The 21336-nt window shown below is 41.0% G+C and carries 37 protein-coding genes; all 37 read right to left on the reverse strand.

The window, feature by feature from the left end; all coding sequences use genetic code 11:
- Positions 1-190: 190 nt before the first annotated feature.
- The 37 genes from Q1B04_RS03675 to Q1B04_RS03855 all read right to left on the reverse strand — a co-directional run bounded on the left by Q1B04_RS03675 (position 191) and on the right by Q1B04_RS03855 (position 21332).
- Entirely contained in the window at positions 191-487 is a 297-nt protein-coding gene (locus Q1B04_RS03675; RefSeq protein ID WP_299755667.1) for a septum formation initiator family protein, read from the reverse strand.
- An 88-nt stretch (positions 488-575) separates the two neighbouring features.
- Positions 576-1853, reverse strand: coding sequence for a phosphopyruvate hydratase (gene eno / locus Q1B04_RS03680; RefSeq protein ID WP_299755670.1), 1278 nt, complete (start codon positions 1851-1853; stop codon positions 576-578).
- 22 nt (positions 1854-1875) lie between these two features.
- Positions 1876-2991 (reverse strand): glutamine-hydrolyzing carbamoyl-phosphate synthase small subunit, encoded by a 1116-nt coding sequence (gene carA / locus Q1B04_RS03685; protein WP_299755672.1) that lies wholly within the window; start codon positions 2989-2991, stop codon positions 1876-1878.
- A gap of 76 nt (positions 2992-3067) precedes the next feature.
- The gene (rplQ, locus tag Q1B04_RS03690) at positions 3068-3598 is read right to left on the reverse strand and encodes a 50S ribosomal protein L17 (protein ID WP_299755675.1); all 531 of its coding nucleotides are present in this window, start codon (positions 3596-3598) and stop codon (positions 3068-3070) included.
- A gap of 73 nt (positions 3599-3671) precedes the next feature.
- A complete protein-coding gene (locus tag Q1B04_RS03695; RefSeq protein ID WP_299755678.1) occupies positions 3672-4661 on the reverse strand; it encodes a DNA-directed RNA polymerase subunit alpha in 990 nt (329 codons plus the stop codon).
- A gap of 37 nt (positions 4662-4698) precedes the next feature.
- Positions 4699-5304 carry a 30S ribosomal protein S4 gene (rpsD, locus tag Q1B04_RS03700; protein ID WP_299755680.1) on the reverse strand — a complete coding sequence of 202 codons (606 nt, stop codon included), beginning with the start codon at positions 5302-5304 and terminating at the stop codon, positions 4699-4701.
- A gap of 21 nt (positions 5305-5325) precedes the next feature.
- On the reverse strand, positions 5326-5718 hold the full coding sequence (rpsK, locus tag Q1B04_RS03705) for a 30S ribosomal protein S11 (protein ID WP_108212760.1): 393 nt from the start codon (positions 5716-5718) through the stop codon (positions 5326-5328).
- A gap of 10 nt (positions 5719-5728) precedes the next feature.
- Positions 5729-6106, reverse strand: a complete 378-nt coding sequence (rpsM, locus tag Q1B04_RS03710) for a 30S ribosomal protein S13 (protein ID WP_299755686.1) — start codon at positions 6104-6106, stop codon at positions 5729-5731.
- A gap of 9 nt (positions 6107-6115) precedes the next feature.
- A complete protein-coding gene (gene rpmJ / locus Q1B04_RS03715) occupies positions 6116-6232 on the reverse strand; it encodes a 50S ribosomal protein L36 (protein ID WP_007654264.1) in 117 nt (38 codons plus the stop codon).
- Positions 6233-6237: 5 nt separating this feature from the next.
- Positions 6238-6456 carry a translation initiation factor IF-1 gene (infA, locus tag Q1B04_RS03720; RefSeq protein WP_025609076.1) on the reverse strand — a complete coding sequence of 73 codons (219 nt, stop codon included), beginning with the start codon at positions 6454-6456 and terminating at the stop codon, positions 6238-6240.
- Complete coding sequence (gene map, locus Q1B04_RS03725; protein ID WP_299755697.1) at positions 6457-7230, reverse strand: type I methionyl aminopeptidase; 774 nt, start codon at positions 7228-7230, stop codon at positions 6457-6459.
- Between the two features lie 3 nt (positions 7231-7233).
- On the reverse strand, positions 7234-8550 hold the full coding sequence (secY, locus tag Q1B04_RS03730; RefSeq protein ID WP_299755699.1) for a preprotein translocase subunit SecY: 1317 nt from the start codon (positions 8548-8550) through the stop codon (positions 7234-7236).
- Positions 8551-8562: 12 nt separating this feature from the next.
- The gene (rplO, locus tag Q1B04_RS03735; protein ID WP_299755702.1) at positions 8563-9009 is read right to left on the reverse strand and encodes a 50S ribosomal protein L15; all 447 of its coding nucleotides are present in this window, start codon (positions 9007-9009) and stop codon (positions 8563-8565) included.
- Positions 9010-9011: 2 nt separating this feature from the next.
- Positions 9012-9191, reverse strand: coding sequence for a 50S ribosomal protein L30 (gene rpmD, locus Q1B04_RS03740; protein WP_299755705.1), 180 nt, complete (start codon positions 9189-9191; stop codon positions 9012-9014).
- 5 nt (positions 9192-9196) lie between these two features.
- Positions 9197-9715, reverse strand: a complete 519-nt coding sequence (rpsE, locus tag Q1B04_RS03745; RefSeq protein WP_046310186.1) for a 30S ribosomal protein S5 — start codon at positions 9713-9715, stop codon at positions 9197-9199.
- 5 nt (positions 9716-9720) lie between these two features.
- Positions 9721-10068: a 50S ribosomal protein L18 gene (rplR, locus tag Q1B04_RS03750; protein ID WP_299755711.1), complete on the reverse strand. Its 348-nt coding sequence runs from the start codon at positions 10066-10068 to the stop codon at positions 9721-9723.
- Between the two features lie 8 nt (positions 10069-10076).
- Positions 10077-10631, reverse strand: coding sequence for a 50S ribosomal protein L6 (gene rplF / locus Q1B04_RS03755; RefSeq protein ID WP_299755713.1), 555 nt, complete (start codon positions 10629-10631; stop codon positions 10077-10079).
- Positions 10632-10645: 14 nt separating this feature from the next.
- Positions 10646-11044 carry a 30S ribosomal protein S8 gene (gene rpsH / locus Q1B04_RS03760; RefSeq protein ID WP_299755716.1) on the reverse strand — a complete coding sequence of 133 codons (399 nt, stop codon included), beginning with the start codon at positions 11042-11044 and terminating at the stop codon, positions 10646-10648.
- 90 nt (positions 11045-11134) lie between these two features.
- Positions 11135-11404 carry a 30S ribosomal protein S14 gene (gene rpsN / locus Q1B04_RS03765; protein ID WP_266050570.1) on the reverse strand — a complete coding sequence of 90 codons (270 nt, stop codon included), beginning with the start codon at positions 11402-11404 and terminating at the stop codon, positions 11135-11137.
- A gap of 2 nt (positions 11405-11406) precedes the next feature.
- Positions 11407-11961 (reverse strand): 50S ribosomal protein L5, encoded by a 555-nt coding sequence (rplE, locus tag Q1B04_RS03770; RefSeq protein ID WP_299755727.1) that lies wholly within the window; start codon positions 11959-11961, stop codon positions 11407-11409.
- Position 11962: 1 nt separating this feature from the next.
- Positions 11963-12286: a 50S ribosomal protein L24 gene (gene rplX / locus Q1B04_RS03775; protein WP_299755729.1), complete on the reverse strand. Its 324-nt coding sequence runs from the start codon at positions 12284-12286 to the stop codon at positions 11963-11965.
- An 18-nt stretch (positions 12287-12304) separates the two neighbouring features.
- Positions 12305-12673 carry a 50S ribosomal protein L14 gene (gene rplN, locus Q1B04_RS03780; protein WP_025609061.1) on the reverse strand — a complete coding sequence of 123 codons (369 nt, stop codon included), beginning with the start codon at positions 12671-12673 and terminating at the stop codon, positions 12305-12307.
- 1 nt (position 12674) lies between these two features.
- Positions 12675-12929 carry a 30S ribosomal protein S17 gene (rpsQ, locus tag Q1B04_RS03785; RefSeq protein WP_299755737.1) on the reverse strand — a complete coding sequence of 85 codons (255 nt, stop codon included), beginning with the start codon at positions 12927-12929 and terminating at the stop codon, positions 12675-12677.
- A gap of 14 nt (positions 12930-12943) precedes the next feature.
- Entirely contained in the window at positions 12944-13144 is a 201-nt protein-coding gene (gene rpmC, locus Q1B04_RS03790) for a 50S ribosomal protein L29 (RefSeq protein WP_299755740.1), read from the reverse strand.
- A gap of 1 nt (position 13145) precedes the next feature.
- The gene (gene rplP, locus Q1B04_RS03795; protein ID WP_266050566.1) at positions 13146-13568 is read right to left on the reverse strand and encodes a 50S ribosomal protein L16; all 423 of its coding nucleotides are present in this window, start codon (positions 13566-13568) and stop codon (positions 13146-13148) included.
- 29 nt (positions 13569-13597) lie between these two features.
- On the reverse strand, positions 13598-14350 hold the full coding sequence (gene rpsC, locus Q1B04_RS03800) for a 30S ribosomal protein S3 (RefSeq protein ID WP_299755746.1): 753 nt from the start codon (positions 14348-14350) through the stop codon (positions 13598-13600).
- Positions 14351-14355: 5 nt separating this feature from the next.
- Positions 14356-14751 carry a 50S ribosomal protein L22 gene (rplV, locus tag Q1B04_RS03805; protein WP_299755748.1) on the reverse strand — a complete coding sequence of 132 codons (396 nt, stop codon included), beginning with the start codon at positions 14749-14751 and terminating at the stop codon, positions 14356-14358.
- A 2-nt stretch (positions 14752-14753) separates the two neighbouring features.
- Positions 14754-15032 (reverse strand): 30S ribosomal protein S19, encoded by a 279-nt coding sequence (gene rpsS, locus Q1B04_RS03810; protein WP_025609055.1) that lies wholly within the window; start codon positions 15030-15032, stop codon positions 14754-14756.
- Positions 15033-15860: a 50S ribosomal protein L2 gene (gene rplB, locus Q1B04_RS03815; protein ID WP_299755751.1), complete on the reverse strand. Its 828-nt coding sequence runs from the start codon at positions 15858-15860 to the stop codon at positions 15033-15035.
- A 10-nt stretch (positions 15861-15870) separates the two neighbouring features.
- Complete coding sequence (rplW, locus tag Q1B04_RS03820) at positions 15871-16158, reverse strand: 50S ribosomal protein L23 (RefSeq protein ID WP_299755754.1); 288 nt, start codon at positions 16156-16158, stop codon at positions 15871-15873.
- Complete coding sequence (gene rplD, locus Q1B04_RS03825) at positions 16158-16787, reverse strand: 50S ribosomal protein L4 (protein ID WP_299755756.1); 630 nt, start codon at positions 16785-16787, stop codon at positions 16158-16160. The genes rplW and rplD overlap by 1 nt, the downstream gene beginning before the upstream one ends.
- A 1-nt stretch (position 16788) precedes the next feature.
- Positions 16789-17406 carry a 50S ribosomal protein L3 gene (gene rplC / locus Q1B04_RS03830; RefSeq protein WP_299755759.1) on the reverse strand — a complete coding sequence of 206 codons (618 nt, stop codon included), beginning with the start codon at positions 17404-17406 and terminating at the stop codon, positions 16789-16791.
- Positions 17407-17586: 180 nt separating this feature from the next.
- Positions 17587-17892: a 30S ribosomal protein S10 gene (gene rpsJ / locus Q1B04_RS03835; RefSeq protein WP_007654312.1), complete on the reverse strand. Its 306-nt coding sequence runs from the start codon at positions 17890-17892 to the stop codon at positions 17587-17589.
- Between the two features lie 9 nt (positions 17893-17901).
- Positions 17902-20007, reverse strand: a complete 2106-nt coding sequence (gene fusA / locus Q1B04_RS03840; RefSeq protein WP_299755762.1) for an elongation factor G — start codon at positions 20005-20007, stop codon at positions 17902-17904.
- Between the two features lie 2 nt (positions 20008-20009).
- Positions 20010-20477: a 30S ribosomal protein S7 gene (gene rpsG / locus Q1B04_RS03845; protein ID WP_025609049.1), complete on the reverse strand. Its 468-nt coding sequence runs from the start codon at positions 20475-20477 to the stop codon at positions 20010-20012.
- Positions 20478-20496: 19 nt separating this feature from the next.
- Positions 20497-20910, reverse strand: coding sequence for a 30S ribosomal protein S12 (gene rpsL / locus Q1B04_RS03850; protein ID WP_025609048.1), 414 nt, complete (start codon positions 20908-20910; stop codon positions 20497-20499).
- A 104-nt stretch (positions 20911-21014) separates the two neighbouring features.
- Entirely contained in the window at positions 21015-21332 is a 318-nt protein-coding gene (locus Q1B04_RS03855; RefSeq protein WP_299755777.1) for a DUF3467 domain-containing protein, read from the reverse strand.
- Between the last annotated feature and the right edge of the window lie 4 nt (positions 21333-21336).

Genomic DNA, 21336 nt, shown 5'->3' on the forward strand with positions numbered 1-21336 from the left:
TGCCAATCGGCAGCAGCGCTATACTACAAAGTTACAAATTATTTGGGGAGGGATTTGTTTTGAGGGAGAGAGGTTAATTAGGTTCGTTGTTGAAGTTTAACTTTCGGTATATAAGGTTCTCAATACTGAAGACACAAGAAGCTAATTGTTCTAACTAAAAGATTAGCTCCAATAGCTTTTATTATACATCTTACTCAGCCTTCGGCACAATAATAAAAACATCCTCGTTCGGGCGCTTCATCAGGTATTTCTCACGGGCAAACTTCTCCAGCAGTTCCGGGTTACCCATCAACTCTTGGCGGTCTTTCTCTACTTCAGCCATTTTCTCCAGATAGTGCTCCTTATCACTTTCCAGCTCGCTCAGCTGCCGCCGCATCTGATACTGTGTCACAAAATCGTTTGAATCAAAAAACAGCATCCATACCAAAAACAGAAAGGAAGTAATAAAATAGAAGTTTCTGAATATTTTAGGGATGCGCTGTAGCATAGGTTTTAGGTAAGGTGTACTTACAAAAATAAGGCTGTGAGTCTTATAACCCACAGCCTTACAAAATTTATTTTCTAAAAATGGTATTTTAGAACTTCTTGCCAGGATAGTAAGCGACCTCGCCAAGCTCCTCTTCTATGCGAAGCAGCTGGTTATACTTAGCCATACGGTCTGAGCGCGAAGCTGAACCAGTTTTGATCTGGCCAGTGTTAAGTGCCACAGCCAAGTCAGCAATCGTGTTGTCCTCAGTCTCTCCTGAACGGTGGCTCATCACACTCTTATAGCCATTACGGCCGCCAAGATTAATCGCGTTGATAGTCTCGGTCAGTGTTCCGATTTGGTTTACCTTGATCAGGATTGAGTTAGCGATACCTTCGTCGATACCACGCTGCAGACGCTCCACATTTGTAACAAAAAGGTCGTCGCCTACTAGTTGGCACTTGCTGCCTACTTTCTCAGTAAGTTCTTTCCAGCCTGCCCAGTCATCCTCAGCCATACCATCTTCTATAGAGATGATCGGGTATTTGTTAACCCACTCTGCCCAATAGCTAACCATTTCGGAAGAAGACAGTTTATCGCCCGTAGACTTTTTGAAGTGATACTTACCAGAAGCAGCATCATAGAACTCTGAGCTGGCAGCATCCATCGCGATCATAAAGTCATCGCCTGGTTTATAACCTGCCGTTTCAATTGCCTGAAGCACCACCTCGATAGCCTCTACGTTAGAAGCGATGTTAGGCGCAAAACCACCTTCATCGCCTACGTTAGTAGACAGTCCTTTTTTCTTCAGTACGTTTTTCAGGTGATGGAATACCTCAGAACCCATACGGAGCGCCTCCGAGAAAGAAGGTGCACCAACCGGCATAATCATAAACTCCTGGAAGTCGATGGCATTATCCGCGTGGCTACCACCGTTCAAGATGTTCATCATTGGCACCGGCAACGTGTTTGCATTTACTCCACCTACATAGCGGTAAAGCGGCAGGTTCAGTTCCTGCGCAGCGGCACGGGCAACAGCCAGAGATACTCCAAGTATGGCATTAGCACCTAAGTTGCCTTTATTTGGCGTACCATCAAGCTCAATCATTATCTTATCGAGCAGGTTTTGGTCAAACACCGGGAAGCCAACCAGTTCTTCGGCTATTTTATCGTTTACGTTTTTAACAGCCTGCAGCACACCTTTGCCCATGTACTTGCCTTTGTCGCCGTCACGAAGCTCTACAGCCTCATGTATACCCGTAGAAGCACCAGAAGGCACAGCTGCACGCCCCATGATACCTGTTTCAGTCATCACATCTACCTCAACAGTAGGGTTGCCACGTGAGTCGAAAATTTGTCTGGCTTTAATGTCAGTGATTAAGCTCATTCGTTTTGTTTATTTACGATAGTTATACTTTGTTTTTGTTTTTTTCAAGCAGGGCGACAAACTCATCAAATAAGTAAGTTGAGTCATGTGGTCCTGGCGAAGATTCCGGGTGATACTGTACAGAGAAAGCTGGCTTGGATCTCATGCGCATTCCTTCTACTGTATTATCATTCAAATTGATATGCGTAATTTCTACCTCCGGATGATCCTTCAGTTGCTCTGCATCCACCACAAACCCGTGATTCTGGCTGGTAATTTCGCTCCTGCCTGTCAGCAGGTTCTTTACCGGGTGGTTTAACCCTCTATGGCCATTATGCATTTTATAAGTGGCTATACCATTTGCCTGCGCCAGTACCTGGTGCCCCATACAGATGCCGAACATAGGTCTCTCCTTCTCCAGAATTTGCTTCACGCTGTTCACAGCATCATTTGTTGCCGCTGGGTCGCCAGGGCCATTTGAAATAAAGTAACCATCCGGGTTCCACTTCTCCATCTCTTCAAAAGGAGTGTTGTAAGGATACACCTTCACTTCGCAGCCGCGTTGCATAAAGTTATTCAAGCTGTTTCGCTTAACACCTAGATCAAGTACGGCAACTCTAAATTTCACCTCCTCCGGTATCAGATGATAAATCTCCGGCGTACTAACATGTGATGATAGCTCTAAACCAGCCATAGCCGGAACTTCTGCCAATTTTTTACGCAGTTCCTCTACATCAGTTATTTCAGAAGAAACTATAGCGTTCATAGCACCTTTATCGCGAATATGCCGCACAAGAGAACGTGTGTCTATTTCGCAAATGCCCACAATTCCCGCTTGTTCAAAATACTCTTGCAAAGAGCCTTCTGCGGTTTTTCTAGAAAAGTGCTGTGAAAAGTCCTTACAGACTAATCCGTTAATCTGCACTTTGTCGGACTCCACTTCTTCTTGCTGCACACCATAGTTACCCACATGCGATACTGTGTTAACCACAATCTGCCCATAATAGGATGGATCCGTAAAAATTTCTTGGTATCCGGTCATACCTGTATTAAAGCAAAGCTCGCCTCCAGACGTGCCAATACGCCCTAAGCTTTTGCCTTTGTACACTGTTCCGTCTTCTAGAAGAAGAATTGCCTCTGAGGAAGTATGTTTTTTCATGGTAAAGATTTATTACAAACATAAAAAAAGGGACACGACTTACGTCATGTCCCTTTAAAATATTTACAAACAGAGCTTATTTAGCATCTTTTGTCTCATCATTAGCTTCGTTAGACTCAGCAGCAGGAGCTTCAGTTGCCTCTGGGGCATTCGCCTCAGTTACAGTGTCCTCTGCTTTTTTCTTACCGCCACGACGACGCGTTTTCTTAGCACCTGCAGCTGCAGTACCAGTTGTTGTCAGCATATCCTCGTTGTAGTCTACAAGTTCGATAACACACATTTCTGCGTTGTCACCAAGTCTGTATCCTGTTTTAATGATACGAGTATAACCACCTGGTCTGTTAGCAATTTTAACAGATACTTCATCAAAAAGTTCCTTTACAGACTCCTTGTTCTGAAGGTAAGCAAAAACTGTTCTTCTAGAGTGAGTAGTGTCACTTTTCGATTTTGTAAGCAAAGGCTCCACATATTTACGAAGTGCTTTTGCCTTAGCTACTGTAGTAGAAACACGCTTGTGCAGGATAAGCGATGCAGCCATGTTAGACAGCATAGCCTTACGGTGTGAAGCGGTTCTTCCTAAGTGATTAAATTTTTTACCGTGTCTCATTATTTTGACTTGTGCACGTGCATACCGTCGATCAACCTAAATGGGATCGGGAATTATGCCGTAGGATTAAATATTATTCTTCCTCTAATTTGTACTTAGAAAGATCCATACCGAAAGTAAGACCTTTCTCCTGAACCAAGTTCTCTAACTCAGTCAATGATTTTTTACCGAAGTTTCTAAACTTCATCATGTCTGCAATATCAAGCTGAACTAAGTCACCAAGGGTTTTGATGTCAGCAGCTTTTAAGCAGTTATACGCACGAACTGAAAGGTCCATATCCTGAAGAGATGTCTTCAGAACTTTACGCATATGAAGCAGTTCTTCATCAACAGCCTCTTCCTCTTCAGGCTTAGCTGTTTCAAAAGTCATTGTATTGTCAGAGAACAGCATGAAATGCTGAATCAGGATGTTAGCAGCACCCTTAAGCGCATCCTCTGGATGAATAGAGCCGTCTGTTTGTATGTCAAGTATAAGTTTTTCGTAGTCGGTTTTTTGCTCTACACGAGTATTCTCCACACTAAACTTGACATTCTTTATCGGGGTGTAGATGGCGTCAATAGAAATTTGACCAAATACTTGCTCTGCTGGCTTATTCTCCTCTGCAGGAACGTAACCGCGTCCTTTTTGGATAGTCATTTCAAGTTCGAAGCTAACGCTAGGATCCAGATGGCAGATTACCTGCTCTGGGTTAAGCACTTCGAAGCTAGAAGTGAAATTATTGATATCACCAGCTTTAAAAGTATCCTGACCACTGAAAGAAACAGTGATTCTTTCGTCTACAACTTCGCTTATTTTTTTAAAGCGCACCATCTTCAAGTTAAGGATTATATCAGATACATCCTCAACCACTCCTTCAACAGACGAAAACTCATGCAGTACACCACCAATGCGAATGCTTGTAATCGCATATCCTTCCAATGAAGAAAGAAGGATTCTTCGCAGCGCATTACCGATGGTTACCCCGTAACCTTTTTCAAGCGGCTTGAATTCAAATAAACCATGAAAGTCGTCGGCTTTTTCCATTACAACTTTCTCTGGCATTTGAAATGCTAATATTGACATACTTGCAGTGTTAAAGGTTATAAATTGATTAAGCTGATTACTTAGAGTAAAGCTCGACGATTAGCTGCTCCTGGATTTTCTCAGGAATTTGATCTCTCTGTGGAGTAGAAATAAATTTACCAGCCATCTCGTTAGCATCCCACTCTAACCAGTTAAACTGACGAGCATTACGAACAGTTAAACTAGTAGTGATAGCCTCTAAAGACTTAGACTTCTCACGTACAGCTACAACATCACCAACTTTCAATGAATAAGAAGGAATGTTTACAATTTCACCATTAACCAACACGTGCTTATGCAATACAAGCTGACGAGCAGCTCTTCTAGTTGGGGCAATACCTAAACGGTAAACAGTATTGTCTAATCTTGATTCTAGCAAAGAAAGTAAGTTCTCACCAGTGATACCTCCCTTTCTGTGGGCTTTATCAAACAAGTTTGCAAACTGCTTCTCCAGAACACCGTAAATGTATTTGGCTTTTTGCTTCTCTGCAAGCTGAATAGCATATTCAGACTGCTTCTTGCGGCGGCCACGGCCGTGCTGCCCAGGAGGATAGCTTTTCTTTTTCAGCGCTTTGCTTGGGCCGAAAATCTCTTCATTAAAACGTCTTGAGATTTTACTCTTAGGACCTGTATATCTTGCCATTTCTTATTCTCTATTTAGAAATTAAACTCTTCTGCGTTTTGGTGGGCGGCAACCGTTATGCGGCAGTGGCGTAACATCTTTGATGATAGTTACTTCAATCCCTGTATTTTGTACAGTACGGATTGCAGACTCACGACCTGCACCAGGACCTTTTACAAAAACTTCTGCTTTACGCATTCCAAGGTCATAAGCAACCTTCGCGCAGTCAGCAGCGGCCATTTGTGCAGCATAAGGAGTGTTCTTTTTAGAACCCTTAAAGCCCATTTTACCAGCAGAAGCCCAAGAAATAACTTGTCCTGCGTTATTGGTTACTGAAATAATAATGTTGTTGAAAGAAGCTTTGATGTGTACTTGGCCAGTAGGTTCAACAACTACAACACGCTTTTTAGCTTTATCTTTTCTTTTCTGAGCCATGATCTAGTGATTATTTAGATGCTTTCTTCTTGTTAGCAACTGTCTTACGCTTACCTTTTCTTGTGCGAGAGTTGTTCTTAGTACGCTGACCACGCACAGGTAACCCCTTACGGTGTCTTAACCCACGGTAGCAACCTATATCAAGAAGACGCTTGATATGCAGCTGAACTTCGGATCTTAATACACCCTCAGTCTTAATATCTGCTGCAATCACATTTCTAACCTCACCGGCTTCTTCCTCAGTCCAGTCTTTTACCTTTTTGTCAAGATCCACCCCGGCTTTAGTTAAAACCTGCTTAGAAAGGTTGCGTCCAATACCAAAAATATAGGTAAGGGCGATTTCTCCTCTCTTGTTGTCCGGAATATCTACTCCTGCTATTCTAGCCATAAAAATTAATTAACCTTGTCTTTGTTTATATCTTGGATTCTTTTTGTTGATAACGTAAAGCTTCCCCTTGCGGCGAATTACTTTACATTCAGCACTTCTCTTTTTTACTGATGCTTTAACTTTCATTGGATTTATTTATATCGGTAAACAATTCTGCCTTTTGTAAGATCATAAGGAGACATTTCCAACTTAACTCTATCACCTGGCAGAATTTTAATATAATTCATGCGCATTTTGCCGGAAATATGAGCTACTACCTGATGACCATTCTCAAGCTCAACCCGAAACATGGCGTTTGATAAAGCCTCTACTATAGTACCGTCTTGTTCTATGGACGACTGTTTTGCCATTTATGATTTTTTAGCTTGTTCTATATAATCAAATGTTGTTAATATCTCAGCTTTATCTTTTCGAACAACAATAGTATGCTCAAAGTGAGCTGAAGGTTTATTATCCTTAGTACGAATGGTCCATCCGTCATCATCTTGCACAATATGCCTTGTACCAAGATTAACCATTGGTTCAACGGCAAGGACTAAACCATTCTGAAGTTTTACTCCTTGGCCACGTTTACCATAGTTTGGCACTTCAGGAGATTCATGTAAATTACGCCCAATACCATGACCGACTAACTCACGAACAACAGTAAAACCATTAGACTCGGCGAAATCTTGTATGGCAGAGCTTAAGTCACCAAGTCTATTCCCCACAACTGCTTTCTCCAAACCTAAATAAAGAGACTCTTTAGTAATTTCAAGAAGCCTTTTGACTTCAGATTTCACATTACCAACAGCATGAGTGTAGGCACAGTCACTATGGAAGCTATTTTTGTAGACACCACAGTCAACAGAAATAACATCACCATCGTTCAAAATGTAATTTCCTGGCATTCCGTGTACAACAACAGAATTCATTGAAATGCACAAACTATATGGAAAACCATTATAGTTTTTAAATGAGGGCTTTCCTCCATTATCATGAATAAACTCTTCAGCTATTTTGTCAAGTTGAAGAGTTGAAATACCAGGCTTAATAAGACGAGCAATTTCGCCATGTGCTTTGCTTAAGATCAAAGCACTTTGGCGAATCAGCTCAATTTCTTCTTCAGTTTTATATATAATCATTGATTAGGATACCATAGCTATATTCTCTGTTCTCCCGCGAAGCTTACCAGATTTCATCATGCCATCATAATGACGCATTAAAAGATAACTTTCAACTTGCTTTAAGGTATCAAGTACTACACCAACCATAATTAGAAGTGAAGTTCCACCAAAAAACTGTGAAAATTCTCTAGTTACACCAAATAGCATAGCAATGGCAGGGAATATAGCTACAAGTGCAAGATAAATAGCACCTGGCAAAGTGATTTTAGTTAAAATAGCATCTATATACTCCGATGTAGCACGGCCAGGTTTAACTCCAGGTATAAATCCTCCACTACGCTTCAGATCATCAGCAATTTGATTTGGGTTTACACTAATAGCTGTGTAAAAATAAGTGAACACAAGAATCAGAAGACCAAAAACCACGTTGTATTGCCAAGATGTAAAGTCTGAAAAGGTAGCACCAATATAGTTTGCAGTCTCATTAGATTCAGCCCAGATAGAAGCTATCATAGAAGGCAAAAACATCAATGACTGAGCAAAAATGATAGGCATTACACCAGCAGCATTTACCTTCAAAGGAATGAACTGACGCTGACCGCTATAAAGTGAACTTGTTCCAACTTGTTTAGCATACTGTACAGGTATTCTACGAACAGCCTGAGTAAGCATAACAACAGACATCACAACGAGGAACAATATTATTAATTCAAAGAGGAACAGTAAGGCTCCATTTAACTGCTTAGAAGTAGCTTCGAATAGTATGGCTCCAGGAAATCGGCTGATAATACCAATCATAATCAGCATGGAAATACCATTGCCAATACCTTTGTCTGTGATTTTCTCACCAAGCCACATACAGAATATGGTGCCTGATGTAAGAACGATCATAGAAGTAATAGTAAACAAAGTGGTATTGATTGCTATTGCCTCAGAGTTGATAGTAGCTACAAAGCCTACGGCTTGAGCAAGTGTTATAATAATTGTCAGAACGCGAGTGATCTGGTTGATTTTCTTTCTACCAGATTCACCCTCTTTCTGCATTTTTTGGAAATAAGGAACAGCAATAGTAAGCAGCTGAAGTACGATAGAAGCTGATATATATGGCATGATACCTAAAGCAAAGATGGAAGCATTACTAAATGCTCCACCTAAAAAAGTATCTAAAAGACCGAATATACCGGATGTGTTAGCTTGTAATTGATTAGGATCAACACCAGGCAAAACAACAAAAGAACCAAGTCTAAAAATAGCTATAAAGAATATAGTATTAAGAATTCTCACTCTTAAATCCTCTATAGCAAAAATGTTCTTTAACGTTGTTATAAACTTCTTCATACCTCCTACTAATTAAAGAGCAACAGTTTTACCGCCTGCTTTTTCTATTGATGATGTTGCAGTTCCAGAGAAAGCATGAGCATGAATCTCAATAGCTTTACTGATTTCACCTCTGCCCAAAACCTTAACCTTATCGTTCTTCTGAACAAGACCATGCGCTTTGAAGAAATCAAAGTTCATAACAGTCTCACTAGTTGACTCAGCAAGAGCCTGAATTACATCTAAATTGATAGCTTTATATTCAACACGGTTAATGTTTTTAAAGCCAAACTTAGGAACACGTCTCTGAAGTGGCATCTGACCACCTTCAAATCCGGCTTTCTGTGAATAACCAGAACGAGATTTAGCACCTTTATGTCCACGAGTAGAAGTACCACCTCTACCTGAACCAGTACCTCTACCTATTCTCTTTCTAGTCTTTACAGAACCTTCTGCAGGTTTTAAAGAATGTAAGTACATGATTATTGTTCTTTTACTTCTACTAAATGCTGGACTTTCTTTATCATACCAGCGATCTGAGGAGTATACTCAACAGATACTGATTTGCTTATCTTGCCTAAGCCTAAAGCTTGAATAGTGCGCTTTTGAGACTGAGGCTTATCGATAATGCTCTTAACTTGAGTGATAGTTACTTTAGCCATTTCAATTATCCGTTGAATACTTTCTGTAAATTAACACCGCGCTGCTGAGCTACTGCCAAAGGATCACGCATCTTTGAAAGAGCATCAAAAGTAGCCTTTACCACGTTATGTGGGTTAGATGATCCTTTTGATTTACAAAGTACGTCTTTGATACCTGCACTTTCTAAAACTGCACGCATTGCACCACCAGCGATAACACCAGTACCTGGAGCTGCAGGCTTAACCAATACAAAACCTCCAGAGTATTTACCTTCGATTGCATGAGGAACAGTATTATGATACACAGGAACCTTTACAAGATTCTTTTTAGCATCATCAATACCTTTAGCAATTGCGTCAGTTACTTCATTGGCTTTACCAAGACCATAACCTACAACACCATTCCCATCACCAACTACCACGATGGCAGCGAAGCTAAATCTTCTACCACCTTTAACAACCTTGGCTACACGGTTAATGGCTACTACTCGCTCTTTTAGCTCGATTTCGCTTGCCTTTACGCTACGTATATTATTCTTCAACATATTATTTAGAATTTAAGGCCTGCTTCACGAGCGCCTTCTGCCAATGATTTTACTTTACCGTGATAAAGGTAACCGTTACGATCGAATACTACTTCAGAGATTCCCTTAGCTAATGCTAACTCAGCAATAGAAGTTCCAACTTTACCTGCAGTTTCGATGTTAGCTTTTGCATCATCAAGTTTAACTGAAGAGGCAGCCGCTAGTGTCACACCAGTAGTATCATCAACTAACTGCGCATAAATAGCTTTGTTGCTACGGAACACAGTTAATCTAGGCCTTTCAGAAGTACCAGAAATTTTATTTCTGATACCTTTCTTAATTCTAAGTCTTCTGCTTATTTTATTAGTCGACATGATGATGATTATTTAGAAGCTGTCTTACCAGCTTTTCTTCTGATAACTTCACCTACGAAACGAATACCCTTACCTTTATAAGGCTCAACCTTACGCAGTGATCTGATTTTAGCAGCAACCTGTCCGATTAACTGCTTGTCATTACTTTCAAGAGTTACGATCGGGTTTTTACCTTTTTCTGTAACAGCAGTAGCAGAAACTTCTACTGGCAGGCTCATATAGATATTATGAGAATAGCCAAGAGACATCTCTAAAGTATTACCTTGTACAGATGCCTTATAACCAACACCAACAAACTCTAACTGCTCCTTGTAGCCCTCACTAACGCCTACTACCATATTATTGATAAGTGATCTGTAAAGACCGTGCATAGCTTTATGACGCTTCTGCTCAGTTGGACGATCCACAATAATAGTGTTTTCATCCTGCTTTACAATCATATCTTTATCAAGTGTAGTAGAAAGCTCACCTTTAGGGCCTTTAATTGTTACTACATTGTTATCACCGATGGTAACTTGTGTATTGCTAGGCAGGGTGATTGGCAATTTTCCTATACGTGACATTGTCTATCCTCCTATTAATATACATAACATAACACCTCGCCACCTATATTCAGTGACTTAGCCTCTTTCTCTGTCATAACACCCTTAGATGTAGACAAAATAGCCACCCCAAGTCCGTTTAATACTCTAGGCAGGTTTTCACTGCCAGCGTATTTACGAAGCCCTGGTTTGCTTACCCTCTCCAGTTTCACAATAGCAGATTGCTTAGTGTTAGGGTTATACTTTAGAGCTATCTTAATAGTGCCTTGTACGCCTGAGTCATCAAATTTATAACTTTGAATGTACCCTTTATCGTACAATACTTTAGTGATCTCTTGTTTAATCTTGCTAGATGGTATCTCAACTATTCTGTGGCTAGCTTTTATAGCATTACGCACTCTAGTTAAATAATCTGCTATTGGATCTGTGTTCATTATGAATGAATGTAATAATGAATGCTTTATCTAAGCGAGGGGCAAAGATAGTAATATCTTTTTAAGATTCTTAGTATGAATCTTAAAAAATTACCAGCTCGCTTTTGTAACACCAGGAATTTTTCCCATAACCGCCAGCTCTCTGAAAACTACGCGAGAAATACCGAACTTTCTCATGTATCCTCTCGGTCTGCCTGACAATTTGCAACGGTTATGTAATCTTACAGGAGATGCATTACGCGGCAACTTGTCAAGTGCCTCATAATCACCTTTGGCTTTTAGTTCAGCTCTTTTTGCAGCGTATTTGGCTACAAGTTTTTCTCTTTTAAGCTCTCTAGCTTTTACTGCTTCTCTTGCCATGGTTATTTCTTTATATTAGCGAATGGCATACCAAATGCTTTCAGCAGTTCGTAGCTCTCTTCGTCTGTGTTAGCTGTTGTAACAAATGTGATATCCATACCAGAGATAGCTTTAATTTTATCAATGCTAATCTCAGGGAAGATGATCTGCTCTTTAACTCCTAAGGTATAGTTACCACGGCCGTCAAAGCCTTTCTCGTTCACACCTCTAAAGTCACGAACACGTGGCAGAGCAACAGTCAGAAGACGATCTAAGAATTCATACATTCTCTCACCTCGCAATGTAACACGAGCGCCAATTGGCATACCTTCACGAAGCTTAAAGTTTGAAACTGACTTCTTAGCAATCGTAGGTACTGCCTTCTGACCTGTGATAGTTGAAAGCTCATCCACACCGATATCTACCAATTTTTTATCAGCAACGGCTGCGCCGATACCTTTATTGATAGAGATCTTAGTGATCTTTGGCACCTGCATGATGTTCTTATACTGGAACTTCTCTTTCAAGGCAGGTACTACCTCGTTTTGATATTTCTCTTTTAATCTTGCAGTTGCCATCTTAGATTACCTCTCCTGTCTTTTTAGAATAACGCTCTGTTTTACCTTCGCTGTTTTTTCTTCTAGCTGTTTTTGATGCCTCACCTGTTTTAGTGTCAACAAGCATAACATTGCTAGCATGAATAGGAGCTTCTACTTTGTTGATACCTCCCTGTGGGTTCTGAGCACTAGGTTTCTGGTGCTTAGTAACCATATTAAGGCCTTCAATAGTTACTCTCTGCGAATCTATCTTAACAGCGATTATGCGGCCAGTCTTGCCGCGCTCGTCACCGGCTATCACTTTAACTGTATCGCCAGTTTTTACATGAAGTTTTTTCTTATTCATTTTAATCTGAATTTGTAGTTATAGAACTTCAGGCGCTAACGAAACAATTTTCATGAATTGCTTTTCACGAAGTTCACGTGCAACCGGGCCAAAAATACGAGTACCACGAGGCTCGTTGTTTGCGTTTAAAAGAACAGCTGCATTATCGTCGAAACGAATATACGACCCGTCTTTTCTTCTAACCTCTTTCTTAGTTCTTACAATAACTGCTTTAGAAACAGTTCCTTTCTTAACGTTACCAGAAGAAAGGGCAGACTTTACAGTCACAACGATTCTGTCGCCAACAGACGCATACTTTTTACCAGTACCGCCTAATACACGGATGCAAAGAACTTCTTTAGCACCGCTGTTATCAGCTACACTTAGTCTTGATTCCTGCTGTATCATTTTATTTAGCCCTTTCTATAATTTCTACTAAACGCCATTTCTTATTCTTGCTAAGCGGACGTGTTTCCTGAATGCGTACCACATCTCCGATGTTGCAATCGTTGTTCTCGTCGTGAGCCATGAACTTGTTAGACTTGCTAACAAACTTACCATACATTGGGTGCTTCATTCTGCTCTCCACAAGTACAGTAATTGATTTGTCCATCTTATTGCTAACAACCTTACCGCTTCTTTCTTTTCTTAGGTTTCTCTCCATGATCTTAATCAGTCTTAAGAGTTAGCTTCAATTTCACGACGACGAACTTCTGTACTTAATCTGGCGATTAAACGCTTCGTATCGCGGATTCTCATTGGGTTCTCCAGGGGAGATATAGCATGTGCAAAACGCATGGTTTGCAGGTTAGCCTTCTCAGTGTTGAGCTTTTCTTGCAGTTCTTCGGCAGATAAAGCTGTTATCTCTGAATTTTTCATTTTATTTCTCAACGTAATCTCTACGTACTACAAACTTTGTTTTAACTGGCAGTTTCTGAGCAGCAAGTCTTAAAGACTCTTTTGCTACTTCTAGAGGTACACCATCAGATTCAAACATGATTGTACCTGGCTTAACCACTGCTACCCAATATTCAGGAGAACCTTTACCCTTACCCATACGAACCTCTGCAGGCTTCTTCGTAATAGGTTTGTCAGGGAAAATACGGATCCAAACTTGACCCTCACGTTTCATTGCTCTTGTCATGGCGATACGTGCTGCCTCAATCTGACGAGACGTAATCCATGTTGATTCAAGAGACTTGATAGCGAAAGAACCAAACGCAATAGAGCTGCCTCTGTGAGCCAGACCCTTTACGCGGCCTTTCTGCATTTTTCTATATTTAGTCCTTCTAGGCTGTAACATTTTCTAAAACTTATAATGTTAACACTTTATTATTGACGACGCTTACGCTTCGGTGCACCTTCGCCCTTTTTGTTGCGTGGGCCACCACCGCGTCTGTCACCAGAAGCAGAACCAGGTCCTTTGCTCTCTAAGCCAGCATTCGGAGTAAGATCTTTCTTACCGTATACTTCGCCTTTAAAGATCCAAACTTTGATGCCTAGTTTGCCATAAACTGTCTGTGCTTCAGATAATGCATAATCAATATCTGCACGCAAAGTATGAAGTGGCGTTCTACCTTCTTTGTAGTGTTCAGTTCTCGCCATTTCAGCGCCGCCGAGACGACCTGAAACTTGTACTTTGATACCTTCAGCACCTACACGTAGCGCAGAAGCAATAGCTTGCTTCATGGCACGGCGGAAAGAGATACGTGCCTGCAGCTGTTGTGCGATCGACTCACCAACCAATTTGGCATCAAGCTCAGGACGCTTAATTTCAAAGATATTGATTTGTATATCTTTGTTAGTAAGTTTCTTAAGCTCTTCTTTGATTTTATCTACTTCCTGGCCGCCTTTACCAATAACTACACCTGGTCTCGCAGTGTTTACTGTTATAGTAATGCGCTTAAGCGTTCTTTCGATTATAATTTTAGAAATACCGCCTTTAGGAATACGAGCTAATATGTATTTTCTAATTTTCTCGTCTTCGATCAGCTTTTCAGCGAAATCTTTGCCGCCATACCAGTTAGAATCCCAACCTTTGATAACACCTAGTCGAAAACCTATCGGATTAACTTTCTGTCCCATAATTCTTACTTGTTGGCTTTTTTAGATTTCTTAGACTGCTGCTTCTCAAGTTGCTCCTCTGTCATGCTGTCTATTACCAGCGTAACGTGGTTTGATCTTTTTCTGATTCTATAACCACGGCCCTGAGGGGCAGGACGGAGACGCTTTAACATTTTACCTTCATCAACAAAAATTGTCTTGATGTAAAGGTTTGCATCCTCGATGCGAGCATCCTCATTCTTCTGCTGCCAGTTAGCTAATGCCGATAGAACAAGCTTTTCAACTTTGGCTGCACCAGCATTGGCTTCAAATTTCAGAATACCAAGAGCTTTTGATACGCTTTTGCCGCGTACCAAGTCCGCTACCATCCTCATTTTACGAGGAGAAGTAGGAACATTTTTAAGTTTTGCTACTGCTTCCATTATTAACGCTTGCCTTTATCTTTCTTAGCAATATGACCTCTAAAGTTTCTTGTCGGAGCAAATTCACCAAGTTTATGACCTACCATGTTTTCAGTAACATATACAGGGATAAATTTATTACCGTTATGAACTGCAAAAGTATGACCTACGAAATCTGGAGAGATCATTGATCTACGAGACCAAGTCTTGATAACAGACTTTTTACCAGCCTCATTCATTACAGTTACTTTCTTTTCGAGCCTAAAGTCAATATAAGGCCCTTTTTTTAATGATCTAGCCATTTACTTTTTCTTTCCTCTATTAACTATAAGCTTTTCAGAATACTTATTCTTATTTCTCGTCTTAAGACCTTTTGCATACAAGCCTTTACGTGAACGTGGGTGACCGCCTGAAGATTTACCTTCACCACCGCCCATAGGGTGATCGACTGGGTTCATCGCTACACCACGAACGCGAGGACGTCTGCCTAACCATCTCTTTCGGCCAGCCTTACCAAGCTTCACATTCATGTGTTCAGCGTTAGAAACTGTACCTACAGTGGCAGAACAATTAACAAGAACCATTCTTAGTTCGCCTGAAGGAAGTTTTATTGTGGCATAACGACCTTCACGAGCCACTAACTGAGCATAAGAGCCTGCACTTCGTGCAAGTGTAGCACCAGCGCCTGGCTGCAGCTCTATGTTGTGGATAATTGTACCTAGAGGAATATCAGAAAGAGGTAAGCAGTTACCAACTTCTGGAGCTATACCAGGGCCTGAATTTACTACAGTACCAACCTGTAGTCCTGCCGGAGCGATGATATAGGTTTTCTCTCCATCAGAGTAGTGAAGCAGCGCAATGCGAGCTGTTCTGTTCGGATCGTATTCAATTGTCTTCACTGTAGCTGGAACACCATGCTTAGTGCGCTTGAAGTCAATTACCCTGTACTTTCTCTTATGACCACCACCCATATAGCGCATGGTCATTCTACCTGAATTGTTACGTCCACCAGATTTTGAAAGGGGTGCCAACAAAGATTTCTCAGGAGTAGATGATGTTATTTCATCAAAAGCAGGGGCTACTCTAAATCTTTGACCTGGTGTTATTGGTCTTAACTTTTTTAAAGCCATTTTAACTTAATTATATGCCGCTGTAAAAGTCTATTACTTCACCCTCTTTTAGGGTTACAATTGCTTTCTTGATCAGAGAGGTACGGCCAGTTACAGCTCCAGACTTAGTATATTTAGTCTTTTTCTTTCCGATTGAACGCATCGTAGCAACTCTATCTACCGATACGCCATACATCTTTTCAACTGCCTTCTTGATCTCTACTTTATTGGCATTTTTCTCTACCTCAAAAGCGTATTTACCAACCTCGTTCAAGGCAGCGTACTTCTCTGTAATAATTGGTCTTTTCAGAACGTTCATTATTTCGCGCTAAAGAGGTTTTCTAATTCATTTACAGATTGCTCAACAAGAAGAAGTTTCTCAGTGTTCAGCAAGTCATAAGTATTAACATCACTTACTGTTGAAACTTTTACCTTCGGCAGGTTTCTTCCAGAAAGAACAATGTTTTTGTCTACAGCAGGAAGAACGATTAATGTCTTTCCTGTAAACTGCAGGTTGTTCAGTATACCTCTGAATTCTTTCGTTTTCGGTGCATCCATTGAGAAAGACTCAACTAATGCTACACGATTATCACGAGCTAATAGAGAAAGTGCTGAAAGACGAGCTACACGCTTCAACTTCTTATTAAGTTTAAAGCTATAGTTTCTTGGTTTTGGACCAAATACACGGCCGCCACCAACAAACAAAGGTGACTTAATGCTACCTGCACGGGCACCACCTGTACCTTTTTGCTTCTTGATTTTCTTTGTAGAACCAGCAATCTCGTTACGCTCCTTTGACTTGTGCGTACCTTGTCTTTGGTTAGCCAAGTACTGCTTTACGTCAAGATACATGGCATGCTCATTTGGCTCAATACCAAAAATAGCATCAGAAAGAGTAACCTTTCTGCCTGTATCTTCACCTTTAATATTTAATACAGAGAGCTCCATTTTATTTCTCAATTAACACGTAAGAATTTCTGGCACCAGGAACAGAGCCACTAACAACAATAAGGTTTTTTTCAGCAATGATGCGCAACACAGTCAGGTTTTGAATCTTAACTCTGTTACCACCCATTCTGCCAGCCATTCGCATTCCTTTAAATACTCTTGACGGCCAAGAACAGGCACCGATTGAACCTGGGTGTCTTGCTCTGTTATGTTGGCCGTGCGTCTGACCGCCAACACCGGCAAAGTTGTGGCGCTTTACAACACCCTGAAAACCTTTACCTTTTGATGTACCTACTACATCCACGAATTCGCCTTCTACAAATAGGTTAGCATCTACTGTGTCACCCAGGTTATAAGAAACTCCTTCCACATCAAATTCTGCTACTTTTTTCTTAGGAGCAGTTTTAGCTTTTTCATAGTGACCAGCTTCCGCCTTAGTAACTCTTTTGAGTTTTTTGTCACCATAGCCAATCTGCACTGCAGCGTAGCCGTCATTCTCAACCGTCTTCACCTGAGTAACTACACACGGACCTGCTTGAATAAGCGTAACTGGTGTGTATTTACCATCTGCTGTGAAGAGGCTTGTCATTCCGATTTTTTTACCGATAATTCCAGGCATTCAACTTTTGTTTAGAGATGGATACAATAATTTATTGCCCCCTATTTTCGCTAAGGGAGTGCAAAGTTAACAAAAAATTAAGCTTCTTTTCAAACTTTCTCTAAAATATTTATTCTCAAGTAGGTATAAAAAAAGAGGAGAACAAACGTTCTCCTCTTTTCTCTATTTATTCAGATGTTATCAAACCTTGATTTCAACATCTACACCACTTGGCAATTCAAGTTTCATCAGAGCATCTACTGTTTTAGAGCTAGTAGAGTAAATATCTACTAGTCTTTTATAAGTGCAAAGCTGGAACTGCTCGCGTGACTTCTTGTTCACGTGCGGTGAACGAAGAACTGTGAATTTATCCTTTTCAGTTGGAAGAGGAATTGGGCCACTAACAATGGCTCCAGTTGCTTTTACAGCTTTTACGATCTTCTCTGATGACTTATCAACCAGATTGTGATCGTAAGATTTAAGCTTTATTCTAATTTTCTGATTCATCTTATACTACTATTTAGCTGCTGTTCCTTTAATTTTGGCAATGATAGCATCTGCTAAGTTCTGCGGCACCTGCTCATAGTGATCGAACGTTAATGAAGCAGTAGCTCTACCAGAAGTAATTGTACGAAGGTCAGTTACGTAGCCAAAAAGTTCTGAAAGTGGAACATCAGCTTTAACAACTGTAGAAGTACCTTTAGTATCCATGCCTTTCATAATACCTCTTCTTCTGTTCAAGTCGCCTGTTACCGGACCAGTATATTCATCTGGCGTAACTACATCAACTGCCATGATTGGCTCAAGAAGCTTAGGAGCACACTGCTTACCTGCCTCTTTAAAACCTTGACGTGCAGCTAGTTCAAAAGAAAGTGAGTCAGAGTCAACATCGTGGAATGAACCGTGGAATAGGCGCACCTTCATTGAATCAATAGGGAAGCCAGCCAAAATACCGTTCTTCATGGCTTCTTCAAAACCTTTCTGAACAGCAGGTATGAATTCTCTTGGAATTACACCACCTACAATGCCATTTACGAATTCAAGTCCTTGTTTACCATCCTCACGTGGTCCCATCTCAAATACGATATCGGCAAACTTACCGCGACCACCTGACTGCTTCTTGAATACCTCACGGTGCTCAATAGTCTTTGTGATAGTCTCTTTGTATGCTACCTGTGGAGCACCTTGGTTTAGTTCAACCTTAAACTCACGTTTCATACGGTCGATGATGATCTCCAAGTGAAGCTCACCCATACCACGAAGAATTGTCTGACCAGTTTCTTCATCAGTATTAACCTGTAGTGTTGGGTCTTCTTCAATAAGCTTGGCAATTGCCATACCCATTTTATCAGAGTCAGCTTGAGATTTTGGCTCAATAGCGTATCCAATAACTGGCTCAGGGAATTCCATTGATTCCAATACGATCTTTGCATTTTGGTCGCAAAGTGTATCGCCAGTTTTGATGTCTTTAAAGCCTACTACTGCAGCAATATCACCCGCTGCCAGTTTATCAATTTGATTCTGCTTATTAGCGTGCATCTGGAAGATACGTGAAATACGTTCTTTGTTTCCAGAGCGGGTATTGAAGATATAAGAACCTGATTCTAATACGCCTGAGTATGCGCGCACGAAACAAAGGCGTCCTACATATGGGTCAGTTGCAATCTTGAAGGCAAGACCTGCAAATGGCTCAGTAACACTTGGCTTACGAGTAACCTCAGCTCCTGTGTCTGGGTTTGTACCTTTGATGTTATCTCTGTCAAGTGGAGAAGGAATCAATGCCATTACATAATCAAGCATTGTCTGTACGCCTTTGTTCTTAAATGAAGAACCGCAAAGCATAGGAACAATAGCCATATCAATGGTAGCAGCTCGAAGAGCCGCAATGATTTCAGCTTCTGTGATTGAGTTTGGATCCTCGAAGTATTTTTCCATCAAGGTTTCGTCATACTCAGCCACAGCTTCTAGAAGCTTCTCTCTGTATTCTTCAGCTTCCTCAACCATATCATCTGGAATAGGAACTTCAGTAAAGGTCATGCCTTTATCATCTTCATTCCAGATAATTCCACGGTTGTTCACTAAGTCAACAACACCTCTGAAGTTATCTTCAGAACCGATTGGCAACTGAAGTGCTACTGCATTGCTGCCTAGCATTTCCTTTACCTGCTTACAAACAGCAAGGAAGTCAGCACCTGAACGGTCCATTTTGTTTACGAAGCCGATACGTGCTACTTTGTAGTTATCAGCTAGGCGCCAGTTAGTCTCTGACTGTGGTTCAACACCATCTACAGCAGAGAAAAGGAATACTAGACCATCTAATACACGCAGGGAACGGTTTACCTCTACAGTAAAGTCAACGTGACCTGGAGTATCAATGATGTTAATATGATAGTTGTCGCCTCTGTAAGGCCAGCTAACTGTTGTAGCGGCAGAAGTGATTGTAATACCACGCTCCTGCTCTTGCTCCATCCAGTCCATGGTTGCTGCACCATCATGCACCTCACCAATTTTGTGGCTTACACCAGCATAGTATAGAATACGCTCAGTTGTTGTTGTTTTACCAGCATCAATGTGCGCAGCTATACCTATATTTCTTGTGTATTTAAGGTCGCGATTGTTCATAATTAAAATCTAAAGTGAGAGAATGCTTTGTTCGCTTCTGCCATTCTGTGCGTATCGTCTTTTTTCTTAACGGCAGCACCTTCACCTTTAGCAGCTGCGATAATTTCACCTGCTAATCTGTCTTTCATTGTCTTCTCACCTCTCTTGCGAGAATAGGAAATCATCCACTTGATTCCTAGAGATACTCTGCGGTCCGGACGAACCTCAGTCGGCACTTGGAAAGTAGCACCCCCTACCCTACGGCTTTTAACTTCTACAGACGGCATGATATTATTCAGTGCCTTCTTCCAAGTTTCAAGACCGTTTTCTTTGGTTCTTTGCTCTACTAGATCTACAGCGTCATAGAAGATTCCATAAGCAACACTTTTCTTTCCGTCTTCCATCAGGTAGTTAACGAAACGCGTTACTAATGTCTCTTTGTATTTTGGATCTGGTAGGAGAATTCTACTTTTCGGCTTTGCTTTTCTCATTGTATTATTACTCTATCGGTTATTTCTTTTTACCCTTGCCTGCAGCTGCAGCTGGTTGTCCTGGCTTAGGTCTCTTAGCGCCATACTTAGAGCGAGACTGAAGACGGCCGTTTACACCAGCTGTATCCAGAGCTCCACGTACAATGTGATAACGCACACCTGGAAGGTCTTTTACTCTACCGCCTCTGATAAGCACAATTGAGTGCTCCTGAAGGTTGTGGCCTTCACCTGGGATGTAGGCGTTTACTTCTTTGCCGTTTGTAAGTCTTACTCTGGCTACTTTACGCATTGCAGAGTTAGGCTTCTTAGGCGTAGTAGTATATACTCTTGTACATACACCACGGCGCTGTGGGCATGAATCTAAGGCAGGAGACTTTGACTTAAAAGTCAATTTTTCTCTGCCTTTTCTTACTAATTGCTGTATAGTAGGCATTTACTAGCTGTTAATTATAGATTTTTCCACTTTAAATTTTGGTCTGCAAAGGTATAAAATTCACTTTGCATTTTCAAAATTTTAATTCATTAATTCTCTGCACCTTAGGCCTCTCCCACCGTACCTCCGAAGTTCATTGGGAAAGAAGGAGTGTCCTGAGACTGCTTGATTTCGCCAAAGCTGGCTTCAAATTTATTAACGTTATCTGCCAAAGCAGCCAAAAATCTTTTGGCATGCTCTGGAGTGATAACAATTCTTGATTTGACTTTAGCTTTTGGCAAGCCTGGCATCAACCTTATAAAATCAATCACAAATTCGCTGCTGGAATGAGCAATCATAGCAAGATTTGCATACTCACCCTCAGCTACCTCTTCAGATAGCTCTATGTTGATCTGATTTTGTTTTTGCAGATTATCTGCCATGGCT

The organism is uncultured Pontibacter sp., from assembly GCF_947495565.1.
GTDB lineage: Bacteria > Bacteroidota > Bacteroidia > Cytophagales > Hymenobacteraceae > Pontibacter.